This is a genomic window from Candidatus Accumulibacter propinquus (assembly GCF_056856495.1).
In genome coordinates this window covers 305,986-321,399 of the sequence record NZ_JBSEHC010000006.1, presented here as the reverse complement: position 1 = coordinate 321,399, position 15,414 = coordinate 305,986, and the positions used below count along the sequence as shown (strand labels likewise).

At 61.0% G+C, this 15,414-nt stretch carries 12 protein-coding genes and 1 tRNA gene; 7 read left to right on the top strand and 6 right to left on the bottom strand.

Translation table 11 applies throughout. The features are described 5' to 3' along the window. Nucleotides 1-82 precede the first annotated feature (82 nt). Nucleotides 83-1,321, top strand: coding sequence for a tetratricopeptide repeat protein (locus tag AC15MQ_RS19710; RefSeq protein WP_483081073.1), 1,239 nt, complete (start codon nt 83-85; stop codon nt 1,319-1,321). A gap of 379 nt (nt 1,322-1,700) precedes the next feature. On the opposite strand, the gene AC15MQ_RS19705 is transcribed toward AC15MQ_RS19710, so the two are convergent. Next, nucleotides 1,701-1,794, bottom strand: a tRNA-Ser gene (locus tag AC15MQ_RS19705). Continuing rightward, on the bottom strand, nt 1,794-3,074 hold the full coding sequence (locus AC15MQ_RS19700; protein WP_287653427.1) for an aspartate kinase: 1,281 nt from the start codon (nt 3,072-3,074) through the stop codon (nt 1,794-1,796). Before AC15MQ_RS19700 ends, AC15MQ_RS19705 begins: the two co-directional genes overlap by 1 nt. A 243-nt stretch (nt 3,075-3,317) precedes the next feature. Here AC15MQ_RS19700 and AC15MQ_RS19695 point away from each other — a divergent pair, with 243 nt between their 5' ends. Then, nucleotides 3,318-3,623: a helix-turn-helix domain-containing protein gene (locus AC15MQ_RS19695; RefSeq protein ID WP_287653426.1), complete on the top strand. Its 306-nt coding sequence runs from the start codon at nt 3,318-3,320 to the stop codon at nt 3,621-3,623. Nucleotides 3,624-3,697: 74 nt separating this feature from the next. Here the strand turns inward: AC15MQ_RS19695 and recN are convergent, their stop codons facing one another. Together recN and AC15MQ_RS19685 are read right to left on the bottom strand one after the other, a co-directional pair. Beyond that, entirely contained in the window at nt 3,698-5,353 is a 1,656-nt protein-coding gene (gene recN / locus AC15MQ_RS19690; RefSeq protein ID WP_483081072.1) for a DNA repair protein RecN, read from the bottom strand. A gap of 23 nt (nt 5,354-5,376) precedes the next feature. Continuing rightward, complete coding sequence (locus AC15MQ_RS19685; protein ID WP_287653424.1) at nt 5,377-6,303, bottom strand: NAD kinase; 927 nt, start codon at nt 6,301-6,303, stop codon at nt 5,377-5,379. A 75-nt stretch (nt 6,304-6,378) separates the two neighbouring features. Between AC15MQ_RS19685 and hrcA the strand changes: the two genes are divergently transcribed. Both hrcA and hemH read left to right on the top strand, forming a co-directional pair. Then, nucleotides 6,379-7,407 (top strand): heat-inducible transcriptional repressor HrcA, encoded by a 1,029-nt coding sequence (gene hrcA / locus AC15MQ_RS19680; RefSeq protein WP_483081071.1) that lies wholly within the window; start codon nt 6,379-6,381, stop codon nt 7,405-7,407. Beyond that, the gene (gene hemH / locus AC15MQ_RS19675) at nt 7,407-8,510 is read left to right on the top strand and encodes a ferrochelatase (RefSeq protein WP_483081070.1); all 1,104 of its coding nucleotides are present in this window, start codon (nt 7,407-7,409) and stop codon (nt 8,508-8,510) included. The genes hrcA and hemH overlap by 1 nt, the downstream gene beginning before the upstream one ends. A 193-nt stretch (nt 8,511-8,703) precedes the next feature. On the opposite strand, the gene AC15MQ_RS19670 is transcribed toward hemH, so the two are convergent. After that, nucleotides 8,704-9,759, bottom strand: a complete 1,056-nt coding sequence (locus AC15MQ_RS19670; RefSeq protein WP_483081069.1) for a transposase — start codon at nt 9,757-9,759, stop codon at nt 8,704-8,706. Between the two features lie 154 nt (nt 9,760-9,913). Between AC15MQ_RS19670 and AC15MQ_RS19665 the strand changes: the two genes are divergently transcribed. Together AC15MQ_RS19665 and AC15MQ_RS19660 are read left to right on the top strand one after the other, a co-directional pair. Next, nucleotides 9,914-10,360, top strand: coding sequence for a helix-turn-helix domain-containing protein (locus AC15MQ_RS19665; protein WP_287652175.1), 447 nt, complete (start codon nt 9,914-9,916; stop codon nt 10,358-10,360). 37 nt (nt 10,361-10,397) lie between these two features. Then, nucleotides 10,398-10,916 carry an IS630 family transposase gene (locus AC15MQ_RS19660; protein ID WP_483080469.1) on the top strand — a complete coding sequence of 173 codons (519 nt, stop codon included), beginning with the start codon at nt 10,398-10,400 and terminating at the stop codon, nt 10,914-10,916. 518 nt (nt 10,917-11,434) lie between these two features. Here AC15MQ_RS19660 and AC15MQ_RS19655 read toward each other — a convergent pair. After that, a complete protein-coding gene (locus AC15MQ_RS19655) occupies nt 11,435-12,706 on the bottom strand; it encodes a cation:proton antiporter (RefSeq protein ID WP_483081194.1) in 1,272 nt (423 codons plus the stop codon). An 804-nt stretch (nt 12,707-13,510) separates the two neighbouring features. On the opposite strand from AC15MQ_RS19655, the gene AC15MQ_RS19650 reads away from it, so the two are divergent. Continuing rightward, the gene (locus AC15MQ_RS19650; RefSeq protein WP_483081068.1) at nt 13,511-14,992 is read left to right on the top strand and encodes an efflux transporter outer membrane subunit; all 1,482 of its coding nucleotides are present in this window, start codon (nt 13,511-13,513) and stop codon (nt 14,990-14,992) included. The last annotated feature ends 422 nt before the right edge of the window (nt 14,993-15,414 follow it).

The window sequence follows — 15,414 nt, the reverse complement described above, 5'->3', positions numbered from 1 at the left end:
ATACGGTCGGTCTCGCCATGACGGGGAGTACCAGTTGCTTGGCCACACCCTCAGGCGTCAATTGCCAGCGGGCGATATCACGATGACCCTCGACGAACAGCGCTGGCAGAAGAAGCTCGCCAGGAAGCGCAAGGGCCAAAATGGCAAGAGGCCGCTGCCGACCCGTAGTCAGCTGCACTCTCCGGCAAGTGTGGCGCATCGACCGATCCACGATTCACTGGTGGCGAAGAACCTCTTTGAAACGGGTATTGGTATGGCGGCACTCGCCCGGGCGCTTCCTAACGGCGACGTGGCGTTGGCCGCTTTTCTGGTGGACGTCTACTGCTTGGGTGTAAAGGATGCCTTTTATCGCGTCGTATCACCAGACCAATTTGCGGAATTCGTCCAGCGCTTCGATTTCGATCACATCCATCCAAGCTGCCTGCGCAAGCTCGTGGAGGGCGTCGTCGCCTATGCCCGAGATCACGGCTTCCCACCGCATCCCGACTACACTGGTGCCGCTGCGCTTTTCGGGACCACCGAGGCGACCGCGTGTCCCGTGCGCTACACCTATGGCAAGGAAGGCAAGCCACTTTACGTGAGCGGACCTGACGACACGCCGGCGCAGTCGCAGCGCATCATGGAAGCACTGACGCGACGGCTGGGTCCGAAGGGGTTCCACTTCGTTACGGCGGTCGATACCCCCGAGGTGATATCTGCGCAGGAAGCTTCCGAGCCCGTGACCTTGTATAGCTACGAGATCACCGAGGAACCAATGCCCGACGCTGCAGTCGACCGACTTCCGGCTGAGGTGCAGGAACGGATCAACGGGCTGTACGAAAAAGTGCTAAAGCCACGACCAAGACAGGCCTTGGCTGACGTGAAAGCCTTGATCGAGCAGTATCCCGAAATTGCGCAGCTCCACAACTACTTGTACGCCGCTTATTTCAACATGGGTGAGCATGCCGAGGCCGCGAGCGTGATGCAGGATACTGTGCATCGCTTTCCCGACTATTTGTTCGGCCGCATCGCCTGGGCAGAAGAATGTCTCAAGCGCGGCGAGGCCGCAAAGATTGCAGAGATCTTTGCGGGTAAGTTCGATCTCAAGCTGCTCTACCCGGATCGCGTGCGCTTCCACATCTCTGAGGTATTAGGCTTCCACAGCATTGTGGCGCGTTACTTTCATGCCCAAGGTGACCGCGATCAGGCCCAGAGATCTTATGATCTGATGTGTCAGGTTGCCCCGAAGCACCCGAGTACACAGCTTGTCAGGCGCATCCTCCACCCTTCACGGCTTGCATCGTGGCTGCGAGACAAGCTGCGGCGAAATCCAAGTGCCTGAGCATGGGTTGGCTGGTCGGTGAACTTGCCTAGATCCGTTTCCGCGCAGATCACAGCGGGAAATTCCGGGAAAGTCACCGGTAATGGCCATTCCCTGCCCCTCACCAACCAGACATTTCGCGATGGCGTACCTCACGAAACCAGAGCATACGCCATCGCAAAACCCGCCCACCACACCGTAATTCTCAAGCAAAAACAACAGCTTGAAAAACCGTACCAAATTCCCGAAGTCAGGAGGTTTCGAGAGAAATGGCCGTTAAGAGCGCAAATATGACATTTGTGGGGTAAGCGAAGTCAGGAGGTATAAACGAAAAACCCCGCAAAACAAGGCGTTAAGCGGGGTGTCCGTTTTGGCTGCAGAGCGTTTGCAGCCGGTGTCCTGGCGGAGACGAAGGGATTCGAACCCTTGATGCAGGTTTATGCCCGCATGCTCCCTTAGCAGGGGAGTGCCTTCGACCTCTCGGCCACGTCTCCTAGGAGGGGGTGATGATATCGGTTTCGCCGCGACCGGTCAAACCCAACTTCGACTTTGGCGGTTTTTCGAGGCCGAAAGCCTTGTGCAGGACGCGCACGGCAAGTTCCAGATACTTCTCTTCGATGACTACCGAGATCTTGATTTCGGATGTCGAGATCATCTGCAGGTTGATGCTTTCCTTGGCCAGCGCGCCGAACATCCTGCTCGCGACCCCCGGGTGGGAGCGCATCCCCACTCCGACGGCGGAGACTTTGCAGGTCGTGTTGTCGCCGGTGATGTCGCGTGCGCCTATCTTTTCCTTGACGGTTTGCAGGATCTCGAGGGACCTGCTGTAGTCACTTCGATTGACGGTGAATGAGAAGTCGGTAGTGCCGTCACGGCCAATATTCTGGATGATCATGTCGACGTCGATTTTCGCATCGGCGATCGGCCCCAGGATCTGGTAGGCAATTCCCGGGCGATCGGGAACGCCCAGAACGGTGAGTTTGGCTTCATCGCGATTGAAAGCAATCCCGGAAATGATCGGTTGTTCCATCTTCCCTTTTTCCTCAACAGTAATCAGTGTGCCTTCGCCTTCGTCCTCGAAGCTGGACAGCACACGAAGCTTGACTTTGTATTTGCCGGCGAACTCGACCGATCGAATCTGGAGGACCTTGGAGCCAAGGCTGGCCATTTCCAGCATCTCTTCAAAAGTGATGGTGTCGAGTCTGCGCGCTTCCGGCACGACGCGTGGGTCGGTGGTATAAACACCGTCAACGTCCGTATAGATCTGGCACTCGTCGGCCTTCAGCGCGGCCGCCAGCGCTACGGCCGACGTGTCTGAGCCGCCACGGCCCAGCGTGGTGATATTGCCGTCCTCGTCGGCGCCTTGAAAGCCGGCGACGACGACGACATTGCCATCGCCCAAGGCCTTGCGAATTCGTTCCTGGTCGATCTTCAGAATGCGTGCCTTGGTAAAGGTGCTGTCGGTCAATACGCCGACCTGTGAACCGGTAAAGCTCTTGGCCTTGACCCCCTCGGCATGCATGGCCATGGCCAGCAGAGCGATGGTCACCTGTTCTCCGGTCGAGGCGATCACGTCGAGTTCGCGGGGGTCCGGGGAAGGCGAAATTTCCTTGGCCAGGCCGATCAGGCGATTGGTTTCGCCGGCCATGGCCGACGGTACGAGGATGATGTCGTGGCCCTGAGCTCGCCAACGGGCGACGCGTTTTGCCACATTCTTGATGCGCTCCGTCGATGCGACCGAAGTGCCGCCGAACTTCTGAACTATCAGTGCCATGCCAAATCCAGTTGAAAACCGAAAAAGCCTGTATTCTAAAGCATTGCCTGATGTTGCGGCAAAGGAACACCGCCCCGGATGAGCCGATCGGCATTAGCCAGATGTTCTATTAGAATGCCACTTGCAATTCTCGATGAATCGCTTATAGTGTGCCGTGCATTACCAGAGTCATATGGTGTGGATCTCTGGCAGGAAGTCGGCTTCTTGCTGGTTCATTTGGGGCAATTGTAAGAAAGGACAGCCATGAGCACCGTCAAAGTCGTTGAGAGAGTCGATCCACGAGAAATCCGCCGCAAGCTGGGTTTGAATCAGCAACAGTTCTGGTCGAAGATTGGCGTTACGCAGAGTGGCGGTTCACGCTATGAAAGCGGCCGCAACATGCCCAAGCCGGTGCGTGAACTGCTGCGGCTCGTGCATGTGGAGCAGATCGACATTCAACGCCTGAAACGCGAAGACTTCGAGGTCGTCGAGTACCTGAAGGCAGAAGACCCCGAACTATTCAAGACCCTCCGGAAAGCGGCCCGGAGCAAGCTCAAGAAGCCCGTTTGATTCGCGTCGGTTTGGGCGCGCAGTAGTCGTTTCGGGTACCGACTCGACACGCGCGCTGTCCGGCCGCGTGCTGATCAGGACAGTTTCAACATCTCCCTGGCATGCTGGCGGGTAATCGCCGTGATCTCGACACCTCCGAGCATGCGGGCGATTTCTTCGACCCGGGCTTCCCCGGTAAGCGTGGCGACATGGCTGCGAAGCTGATCGGCGACAGCGACCTTGCTCACCTGCCACTGCCAGTTGGCGCGTGCCGCCACCTGTGGTAGGTGGGTGACACAAAGGACTTGCCGTTCGGCTCCCAACTCGCGCAGCAAACGACCGACGACCTCGGCGACTCCGCCGCCGATACCGACATCCACTTCGTCAAAGATCAACGTCGGGACTCTCGCTGCCTGACTGGCGACGACCTGAATGGCGAGACTGATACGCGACAGTTCGCCACCTGAAGCCACCTTGGCCAGAGACCGTGGCTCGCTGCCGGCCAGACCGGCAATACGAAACTCGATCTGCTCCATCCCGGCTGCATTGCCCCCGTCAACCGGCAGCAAGCCGACCTCGAAGCGACCTCCGCCCAATGCCAGTTGTTGCATCACCTGACTGACGTCGCGGCCAAGCGCCGCGGCGGCCTTGGCGCGCTGGCCCGAGAGCTGCTGCGCCAGTTGTTCATATTGCGCGCGTGCTGCGGCAACGCGTTGCTCCAGGGCGTCGATGTCGGCTGCTTGGCCGACGATGGTCAATCTCTCCTGCCAGCGTACCAGCAATGCCGGAAGTTCCGCGGGACTGCAGCGGAACTTCCGGGCGCAGCCGAGAACCGCGTCGATACGCCGCTCTGCTTCGGCCAGACGCTGCGGGTCGAGTTCAACACGGTCGGCGTAACGGCGCAAGGCGGATATTGCCTCTGCAAGCTCCGCTTGGGCGGAGTGCACCAAGGCGGCAATTTCCGACAACGCCGGATCGTATTCGGACAGGTCCTGCAGACGATGGGCTACGCCAGCGACCTGCGCCTCACACGCGGAGTCGCCTTCGGCCAACACCTGTAGCGAGGACTGGGCGCCCTCGACGAGGCTCGCGGCGTGCGCCAGACGCTGGTGCTCCTCGTTGAGCGCGAGCCATTCCTCGGGCGAGAAGCCGAGAGTCTGTAGTTCGCGGACCTGCCAAGACAGTTGCTCGCGCTCGATGGCCAGCGCCTCAAGCCCGTTGCTGGCGGCGTCGAGCAGGGTCCTGGCTTCACGCCATTGGCGCCAGGCGCCGGCAACCTCTGCCAGCAGCGGCTCTAGCGCTGCATGCGAATCGAGCAGAGCGCGCTGCGCTTCGCTCCGCAACAGCGATTGGTGGGCGTGCTGGCCATGAATATCGACCAGCGATTCGGCCACCTCACGCAACTGCTGGACGGTCACCGGCGAGCCGTTAAGATAGGCGCGCGAACGGCCGTTGGCATCCAGGACGCGACGCAGGAGCAGTACGCCCTGCGCATCCAGGTCGTGCGCCCGCAACCAGTCCGCCGCCGCAGGGGCAGCGGCAAGGTCAAACTCGGCATTCACTTCCGCACGTTCGCTGCCGGCCCGAATGAGGCTGGCGTCGGCGCGATCGCCCAGGGCGAACGCCAAGGCGTCGACCAGGATCGACTTGCCGGCACCGGTTTCGCCGGTCAGCGTGCCGAATCCCGCCTGAAAATCGAGTTCCAGCCGTTCAACCAGGACGAAGTCGCGAATTGTCAAACGACACAGCATGATATGGCCGTTGCCAGAATGGTCTAATGACCCTTGGGCCGCTCGCTCCAGTGCAGCTTTTGGCGGAGCATGGCGAAGTAACTGTAGCCCGGTGGATGCAGGAAACAGATCGAGTATTCGGAGCGGCGGATACGCACGACATCCCCGTTGCGCAGATCAGCCGTCACCTGGCCATCGAAATGGGCACGCGAATCCGTTGCGTTAACAATCCGGATCTCGATCTCGTTGCGGTCGCCAACCAGGATCGGCCGATTGGTCAAGGCATGCGGGCAGAGTGGCACCAGAGCGATGGCCGAGACCTGCGGATGCAGAATCGGACCGTTGGCGGACAGCGAATAGGCTGTCGAGCCGGTCGATGTGGCCACGATCAAGCCGTCGGAGCGCAGGTGGTAGATGAACTCGCCATCGATGAAGAGTTCGAATTCGATCATCCGCCCGATGGCGCCCTTGTCGACGACCACGTCGTTCAACGCCAGGTTGGAAACGACACCACGCTCGTCGCGCACGATTTCCGCATCGAGGAGCATGCGCGTTTCGGGAATGAACTTGCCGTCGAGGAGGTCGTCCAGGCAGGTCAGCATGTCGGCACGCGCAATGTCGGTCATGAAACCGAGGCGCCCCTGGTTGACGCCGACCAGCGGTACGCGATAGCGGGCAAGCTGGCGTGCAGCATTGAGCATGGTGCCGTCACCGCCGATGACGATGGCGATGTCGGCGTGTGCCCCGAGCCAGGCGAAACCGCCGCTGGCCCAACTCCCGAGGTCAAGGTGCGAAACCACGTTGCGCGCGGTCTCTTCCTCGATCAGTACGGTCATGCCGCGCTCATGCAGGTACTTGGCGAGCAAACGAGTCGACTCGGCAATCTCCGGACTGTGGTACTTTCCGACCAGCGCTATCGTCCTGGGGAGAGGCGCGCAATCAGCCGAGGCTTGAGGAAAGGCGTTGTTCATGGGACGAATTAAACCACAATTCAGCTTGCTTCCGCGCCGCCCCGTGCGGGAAGGATTTTTTGTAGAATCGGAGCCATGCTCGACGACCGTGCCAGAACCCTCCTGAAGACCCTGATCGAACGCTACATTGCAGAAGGGCAACCAGTTGGCTCGCGCGCCTTGTCCAGGTATTCAGGCCTGGACCTTTCGGCGGCGACGGTGCGCAATGTCATGGCCGACCTCGAAGATATCGGGCTGATTGCCAGCCCGCACACTTCCGCAGGGCGCGTACCGACGTCGCGGGGTTACCGCTTCTTCGTCGATAGCCTGCTTACCGTCAAGCCGCTCGAAAAGGAAAAGCTTGACGCCATCGAGGGGCAATTGCTCCCTTCGCAGCCGCGGCAACTGATCAGCAACGCCTCGCATCTCCTTTCCGGGCTGACGCATTTTGCAGGCATCGTCCTGACGCCGCGACGAATGGCTCCGAAGATCCGCCAGATGGAGTTCGTCACTCTCTCTGAGAGGCGCCTGCTACTGATCCTGGTGACATCGGATGGCGACGTACAGAATCGCCTGCTTTTCCCCGGGCGCTCCTATACCCCGTCCGAACTGGTCACCGCCACCAATTATCTGAATCAGCATTTTGTCGGCCATGACTTCGAGCATATCCATTCCCGCGTCCAGGAGGAATTGCGCGAGTTGCGCGGTGACTTGCAGACACTGATGACGGCGGCGCTGGCCGCCGGCGACGAGGCGATGAAGGGGCCAGGCGACCGATATGTCATCTCGGGTGAGCGTAACCTGCTCGAAGTCGAGGAATTTTCCTCCAACATGAGGCGCCTTCGCGAGTTGTTCGACCTCTTCGAACAGCGCACCGCGCTGATGCAGTTGCTTGACCTTTCGAAGCGCGCCGATGGGGTGCAAATCTTCATCGGCGGTGAATCGGGACTGGCTCCTCTGGACGAATGCAGCGTGGTCACCGCTCCCTACGAGGTTGACGGCCAGGTGGTCGGTTCGGTAGGCGTCATCGGCCCCACCCGCATGGCCTACGAGCGAGTGATCCCGATCGTCGAGATCACCGCCAAGCTGCTTTCTTCGGCACTCACTTTCCAGGCCAACTGCTGATGCCACGCTACCTTCCGGAGCCGGCCTACCGCCACGGTTCGCCCGCCCTGACCGCGGTGCTGCTGATCAACCTGGGGACGCCGGCGGCGCCGAACACGCAGGCGGTGCGCGCCTATCTGAAGGAATTCCTTTCCGACCCACGCGTCGTCGAGATCCCGCGCCCCATCTGGTGGCTGATCCTGAACGGCATCATTCTCAACATTCGACCCCGACGGTCGGCCGAAAAATACGCGTCGGTGTGGACTCCCGAGGGCTCGCCGCTAAAGATTCATGTCGAACGCCAGGCCAAGCTGTTGCGAGGTTTTCTCGGACAAGCCGGGCAGCGGGTGCTGGTCGACTACGCGATGCGTTACGGTGAGCCGTCGATTCCGGCTACGCTTTCCCGCCTCAAGGCCGAAGGCTGTAGCCGCATCCTGCTGCTGCCCCTCTATCCACAATACGCCGCCAGCACAACCGCCACCGCCCTCGACGCGGCCGGTGCCTGGCTGAAGATGGTGCGCAACCAGCCGGAAATACGGACCGTCAGGAGTTTTGCTGATCATCCGGGCTACATCGCAGCACTTGCAGCCAGTGTTCGCGAGCACTGGACCAGCCACCGGCGGCCGGACAGTTCCTATCGCCTGCTCATGAGCTTCCATGGGCTGCCGCGCTACACGCTGGACAAGGGCGACCCCTATCACTGCGAGTGCCAGAAAACCGGCCGCATGCTGGCCGAGGCACTGGGTCTGGGTCCGGAGCAGTACCAGATCTGTTTCCAGTCGCGTTTCGGACGTGCGCAGTGGCTACAACCCTACACCGCGCCAACGCTCCAGGCCCTCGCCGCGCAGGGGGTGCGGCGGATCGATGCGATTTGTCCCGGCTTTCCGGCAGACTGCCTCGAAACGCTTGAAGAAATCGCCATCGAAGGCAAGAGCGAGTTCCTGCGCGCCGGCGGCAAGGAGTTCTTTTACCTGCCCTGCCTCAACGAGCGTGATGACTGGATTCGCGCACTGGGCGACATTGTCGCCCAGCACCTGCAAGGCTGGCCAACTCAGGTTGCACCCGACACCGCCTGCCTGGAACTCAGCGCCCTGCGCGCCAAGGCTCTCGGCGCTCCTTCCTGACGGGCAGCACAGCCAAGCTGCTCACTCCCGCCGGCCTCCCGCACGCGCTTGCCGGTCTGGCTCCGACTGGCAAGCACCGGGAACAACCATTCGGATCTTCCTCCCGCCAGCAGTAAGGCGATTTCCTGCAATGCACATACCGGAATTCGGCACGCGCTCCCTCCCTTTCAGACATGAGTATCTACACAACTCATCACGGTCCTGGGCCCAAGCTACCCGTGAAGAGAGCGAAGCGTTGTGGCTCATCGGGGGAATAATGTTTCAGGATTTCGAGCGTGGCGAAGAGGTTGTGGAGGCCAGCGAGAAGTGCCGGGGTGGTAACAGGAGTGGAGCGCTTCATCTGCCGTCCGGAAAGCCGCACGAGGAAAGCACGCGTCTGTTCGGCGAAGACCCCCTCGGTGCGCATGAGTCGCCACGCCAAGGCACAGGCCTGACCGGCGATCAACAGGCGCTTGAGAATGGCCGGGCCGGATTCCTGCTCCCATCGTTCCAGCTGTTGGCCGGCCTGCTTGAGCAACTTGAAGTAGGATTCGATCCGCCAACGCCAGTAGTACCAGAGGGCAATCTGGGCATCGGAAACCGTGCCGGGCAGGTTGCTCAACAAGAACCAGTCGGCCAGAGGTTTCCCATCCGGGGTACAGATCCGGCTCACGATCAAGCGCACGGTCAGGGGCACACCCGGGATCGGCGGCACACGCTGGCCCTGCTCATTGAGTCGCTTGGGCCTGGCATGCCGGACGATGGTCACCTCGGCGCTGGCCAGCCATTGCACAGCCGGTTTCCCTCGATGTTCGACCGGTCGAACTTTGGCAAAGCACAACTCATCGGCCACGCGCTGCAAGCTGGTGGCCTTCTTCTGGTATCTGACCCGTCCGGCGGCCTTGACACGCACCAGCCAGAGTCGATTGCGCGCGCTCCACTGCCGCTGATGGAAAATCGAGTCCGCCTCACGGTCCACGAGATGCACCAATCGTTTGGCAAACACTTGATCTTCCAGCCCATCCATGCGCTCGGTCAATTCGTCCAGATGGGGCCTCTGCGGGAGCATTTCCCGGCTACGCGAACTCCACACACCGTGCGCGGTGCAAAGATTCTGCGCCACCGCTGCCAGCGGCGCCCCATCCCGATCCGCCACCAGCACCATACTCTGCAACTCGTAGCCCAAATCCGTCGCGTGCGTCATCTGCAGACGATCCTGCTTGCTGCTGTGGGTGTTGTAGTTCAGCCGCGACCAGTCATGCACTGCCAAGGCATACTCCTCGCAACCCTCGGCTACGCCTTCCCGTGCCAGCGCCAGCAGCGGCGCACCCAGGTCCGACGCACTTAAGCGCTTCCAGATAAATTTTTCGAGTTAAGCCAGTATGCCTGCATACTGTCCGCTCCAACCTCCGGAATGCCTCGCCATGTCCCGCAGAGCCAAAAAGTTCACCCTCACAGCACAAGAGCGCCAGCAACTGACGCAGGTAGAGGAGCGAGGCAGTGACTGGCGCGAACGCCGGCGAGCCCGGACCGTACTTCTCCTGGCTGAAGGAGGGTCCCTTGACGGAGTGGCGAAACAGCAGAAGCTCCACAAGGAAACCGTAGCCAACCACAGGGATGCCTGGCTGGCCAGGGGGTTCATCGGGCTGCGCGACCTGCCGCGCAGTGGTGCCCCTCGCAAACTATCGGAAACGTATCAGCAGGTACTCTGCGCCTGGGCGACGGCTGAGGCCTGTACGGCCCCCCAGTTGAGGGACCGCCTGTCAGAGGAACATGGCGTACAGGTTTCGGTGGGAGTGGTTCAGGCGGCCTTGAAAGAGAAGAACTATGTCTGGAAAAGGACCCGGCACAGTCTAAAAAAAACGGGATGAGGCGAAATTTCGAGCAGCCCAGGTAGAAATAGATGAATTGCTTGAAAAAACAAAGCTTGGCGAACTCACGTTATCGTATATGGATGAAGCCGGCTTTGTGCAGACCCAGCCCAATCGGAGCGCCTGGACCGAGACAGGAGAGGTGCACCGCATCACGGCCGCGCGGGGAAAGCGTCTGAATGTGATGGCCGCGTTGATCTCGACGGGTGAATTGTTCACGGCCAAGTTCTGGGAGACAACGACCGCAGCTCTTTTTGGCGGCTTCCTCGGTCTCCTCCTGGAAAGCGTCGGCAGACCCCTGACGGTGATTCTGGACAATGCTTCCATCCACAAAGCGAAGGAAATCCAGACCCTGTTGGCCCTGCTGAAAGAGAAGGGCCTCACGCTTTACTTCCTGCCACCCTACAGTCCGGAACTGAACCGCATCGAGAAGCTCTGGCACAAAATGAAGTACGAGTGGATGGCCTTCAAAGCACGGAACTCTGCCGGGCTTGAGGCTGACGTCGACAAAATTCTGGACGGTTTCGGCTCTCATTATCGAATGACTTTTTGCTAGGCGCTTACCCGCGCGTTGCCCAGAAAGCGCCACAGGGCTTGCGTGTGTGCAAACGCCTGCTCGCCACTCAGCAATGCCCTCATCCCCGCAGCCAACTGATGCGCACAGTGGCTATGCCCCATCACCAATTTCTCGTACCTTCGCTTCAGCCGAGGTTCAAAAGCCAGATTTTCAGATCCATACCGCCTACTTTTAACCTATTTTCGGACTTGTGTAGATACCCATGCATTCAAGGGGAAGGAGTTGCTTTGGCAATAATGTCCAGGCATCGGAATTCCGGGATGTTTTTTTCTGGAAATCACCTAAGTATTCGGCGAACCCGTAGTCCGTAGGCGGCAGCCTGTAGTTGGTGACACATCGGGTGGCGAGGACTGAACACAGAGGGCGAGCCGGGGTAGAGTTTGGCGCATCGTCTCGGGATCGGGCATCACTTGCGCAGGATCATCGAAAAGCAAAGCTTTGGTTTACAACCCCCGTTCCGATGATCGCTGATGCCATCATGACTCTTGGCAAGCCTCTCAGTGGCTGCGCCGGCGCCGACTCCAGAAACGATCCATCAGCGGCTTGACGCTGATGCCGTGGACCAGGATCGACAGCGTCACCACGATCAGGGTCATGTGGATGAGTTCGAGTGCGATCTCCTCCGGCAACCCGTGCTCGATAGCATACATCAGGTAGTAGAGCGAGCCGATGCCACGGACCCCGAACCAGCCCGCCAGCCCGCATATTCGCCATGAGTTGCCGGATCCCAGCAGTCCCACGAGCACGCTCAGTGGGCGGGCAACCGCGAAGAGGAAGGCGGCGAGACCGACCGCGCGCCAACTCCACGAGTCGAGGAACAGTGAGCCACCGATGAGCAGGATCAGCAGCACCTCGGACAGCCGTTCGAGGTGCTCCTTGAACACCAGCGAGCCGGCACTCACCGAAGGCGGTGCTCCGCATAAGGCATCGGCACTCTCCACCGGCTCGGCAACGTTGGCCAGCCGCTGTTCGGTCTGGCGCAATGCAACGGCGGCGAAGAACACGGCCAGGAAACCCCAGGCGCTCAGCAAAAGGCACAGGCCGTAAACCACCCCGATCAGGCCAAGCCCGAGGAAATCGTCCATCAGCTGATGCTCGTTGCCCTCCACGCGCAGGCGCTTGCCGAGATGAGCCAGCGTCACGCCGCACAGCACGCCGACAATGATGCCCGCAGCTGTCGCCCACAGGACGTCGACCAGGACCCATCGCAGCCCGAGGTCGCCCAACTCATGCAGGCCGAGCAGGCCGAGGCCGAGCATCACCAGCGGGAAAGCCGTGCCGTCGTTCATGCCGGCCTCGCAGGTGAGCGTGAAGCGGAGTTGGTCGCGGTCGCCGGGATGGCGGATCTGAACGTCGGTGGCGAGCACCGGGTCGGTGGGCGCGACGATCGCCCCCAGCAGCACGGCAGCGCCCAGCGGCAAGCCGAGCAGATAGTGGGCGAACGCCGTCACCAGGCCGACCGTCACCGTCATCGACAGCACGGCGAGTAGGATCGGCGTCCGCCAGCGCTGCCGTCTCACCGGCACCGGCATCTTGACGCCGGCAGCGTAGAGCGAGATCAGCACCGCCGCCTCGGTCAGCACCTCGAGCAGCCCCGACTGCTTGAGCGGATTGAAGTGAAAGACATTCAACACCGTCGGTCCGACGACCAGGCCGACTAGCAGGTAGATGATAGCCGAAGTCACCGGCAGGTGACCAAGGGTGGGCCGGCTCAGCCCCATGCTGAGCAACAGGCCACCGACTAGCAGGAACCACTGGGCACTGCTCATGGTATTCATCGCCGTTTCCTTTCGCCATCGTGACCCCGGGGCTTGCCCGACAGACGGCCATTGAGGATGGCCATGTGGCCTGGCCCAGGTTCAGGGCGTTTGCAGCGTCGCCTCAGGCTTCGCCGCCGACTCCGGAATCGGGACGCACCCAGAAGGAGACCTTGGGGTAATCGGCTGCATTGACGCTTCCACAGTACAATCAGGTCGCCAGCACCAACACATCCTTCCGCCGGTCCTGGCAGTAGACGGTCTAATCGTTGACCAAATCGCTTCGGTGCTACCCGCGGACGGGGTCCTCAATCGGGCCAGACGACATCAGACGAAAACCGACGCTGTCAACCCGCTCGCCAGGGTCGCTCCAGGAAAGGGGTAGACATCGTTAGGCGCACTCGCTGGGATTAGTCGGCCCCATGATACCCGCAGTCCTTTTTCTTCTATGCGCGCTACCGTACAGAATGACTTCGGCTTAGTTCTGCCGGGCAGCGAGTTCGGTGATGGATTTCTCTTCGCCAGACCAACATCACGGCACGCTCGGGCGTGAACTCGATCCAGCGCCGGATCACCGCCTGCATGGACGACCCGTAGTGATCGGCACAAGCACTCAGCACGTCCAGATTGAGCCAGATACCCGCGGATTTTCACCTACAGTGGTCGTGTAGTTATGTGCGTTGACGCACCGTCGGCCAAGGTCGAATTGGCGATGATCCTGAGTGGCAGCGCAGCCAACGCGTTCCCACCCAGCTTGAGAAGGATATTCATGGCATCCACCTAATCGCCGGCACGCCGGCTCGCCTGGAGATTTGATTGGAAGCCAGCCGGATACTCAATGCAGGATCGTCCAGCCTCAGGCTCGCGGCCGTCGCCCTGCTCATGGCGGGCTGCGCCTCGATGGCACCGCCCTACGAGGTGTCCGCCTTTCCGGTGTCACCCGTCTATGCGTCCGTTACCCATCAGGATGGTGCCAGCGCGGCGGCCATCGGCTGGCGTGATTATTTCACCGACCCGCAACTTCGGTCGTTGATCGGGCTGGCGCTGGACAACAACCGTGATCTGCAGAGTGCCGTGCTGCGCGTCGAACAAGCGCGTGCTGCCTACGGTATTCAACGGGCAGACCTGTTCCCGAGCATTGGCGCACTAGCCAGAGAAGACCGCTCGCGAACGCCGGCCAGGCTGAGCCTCACCGGCAGGCCACTGGTAGCCAGCCAGTATCAGGTCGGACTGGGCCTGGCAAGCTGGGAGATCGATTTCTGGGGGCGCGTACGCAGTCTGGAGGACGCGGCGCTGGAAACCTATCTGGCTACCGACGCCGCACGCCGTGCGGCCAGCATCGGGCTGGTTGCTCAGGTTGCCAATAGCTACCTCGCGTTACGCGGACTCGACGAGCGTATTGCACTGGCGCGCCAGACCATCGCCAGCCATGAGAAGACCTTTCGCATATTTACACGCCGCGTCGAGGTCGGCTCGACCTCGCGCTTCAACCTGACCGAGGTGCAAACCCTGCTGACTCAGGCCCAGGCGCTTGGCGCCCAGCTTGAACTGGCGCGAGCGGCCCAGTTCAATGCCCTGACCCTGCTGGTCGGGGTTCCCGTCAAATTGCCTCCCGAGCAAGGCCAACTCGATGAAAGCAATGTATTTCGCGAACTGCGCCCTGGTCTGCCTTCCGATCTGCTGCTGCAGCGCCCCGACATCGTCGCTGCCGAACATCTGCTAAAAGCCGCAAATGCCAACATCGGTGCGGCACGTGCCGCATTTTTTCCGCGCATTGCGTTGGTGGGCTCGCTAGGCACCGCGAGTGTCGAACTCACGGACCTGTTCGCCTCGGGCAGCCTTGCCTGGCTATTTTCGCCGAGCATTTCACTGCCGATCTTCGACGCTGGGCGCAGGCAGAACAACCTGAGCCTGGCCGAAACGAATCGCGATCTGGCCGTGACGCAATACGAGAAAACCGTGCAGGTTGCCTTCCGTGACGTATCTGATGCGCTTTCGGCACGTGTCTGGCTAAGGCAGCAGGTCGCAATTGCCCGCACAGCGCTGGCGACACAGGTGGAGCGCGCACGGCTGTCGCAATTGCGCTTCAACAACGGCGCCTCGGCTTTTCTGGACGTACTTGATGCCCAGCGCGACCTGCTCAACGCCGAGCAACAGCTCGTGCAGACGCGGCGCGAACTGCTGAGCAGCCAGGTCAGCCTGTATGCCGCACTCGGCGGTAGCGCGCTCGATTTCGCTTCGCCACCCGCAGGCGACCAGCCTGACGGGCAGGGCATCGGCGGGCTGCCGGGGAAATGAAGATCAGGCCACTATCCCGCATCGTCATCCCCCTCTCCCAAAGAACGTGGGGAGATTCGAGAGCCACTCGCGCGACTTCACTTTAAACCCACACGAGCCACGAGCACCCCATGAGCACTACCGCCACCCCACCGGTCATCGCACCGCTTGCCCCACCGGCTTCAGTCACGGTCACTGTCACGTTCGCCCCCCCGCTCGCCGCAGCCGTCAGCCCAGTGGATATTCCGCTGGCGGCCGAGCCGGTTACCGTAACCGTCAGCCCAACGGCTACACCACCAGCCCCCGTAGCAGCTATTGCACAAGTCAAGGCAACGGGCGATGCAGCAGCCAATCCCGAAGTGATTCGAATCGCCAACCCGGCGGCTTGCGAGCCGGCCACCGCATCGCTCACTCCGCCAGCCGAATCAGCGGTTGCTGCACCG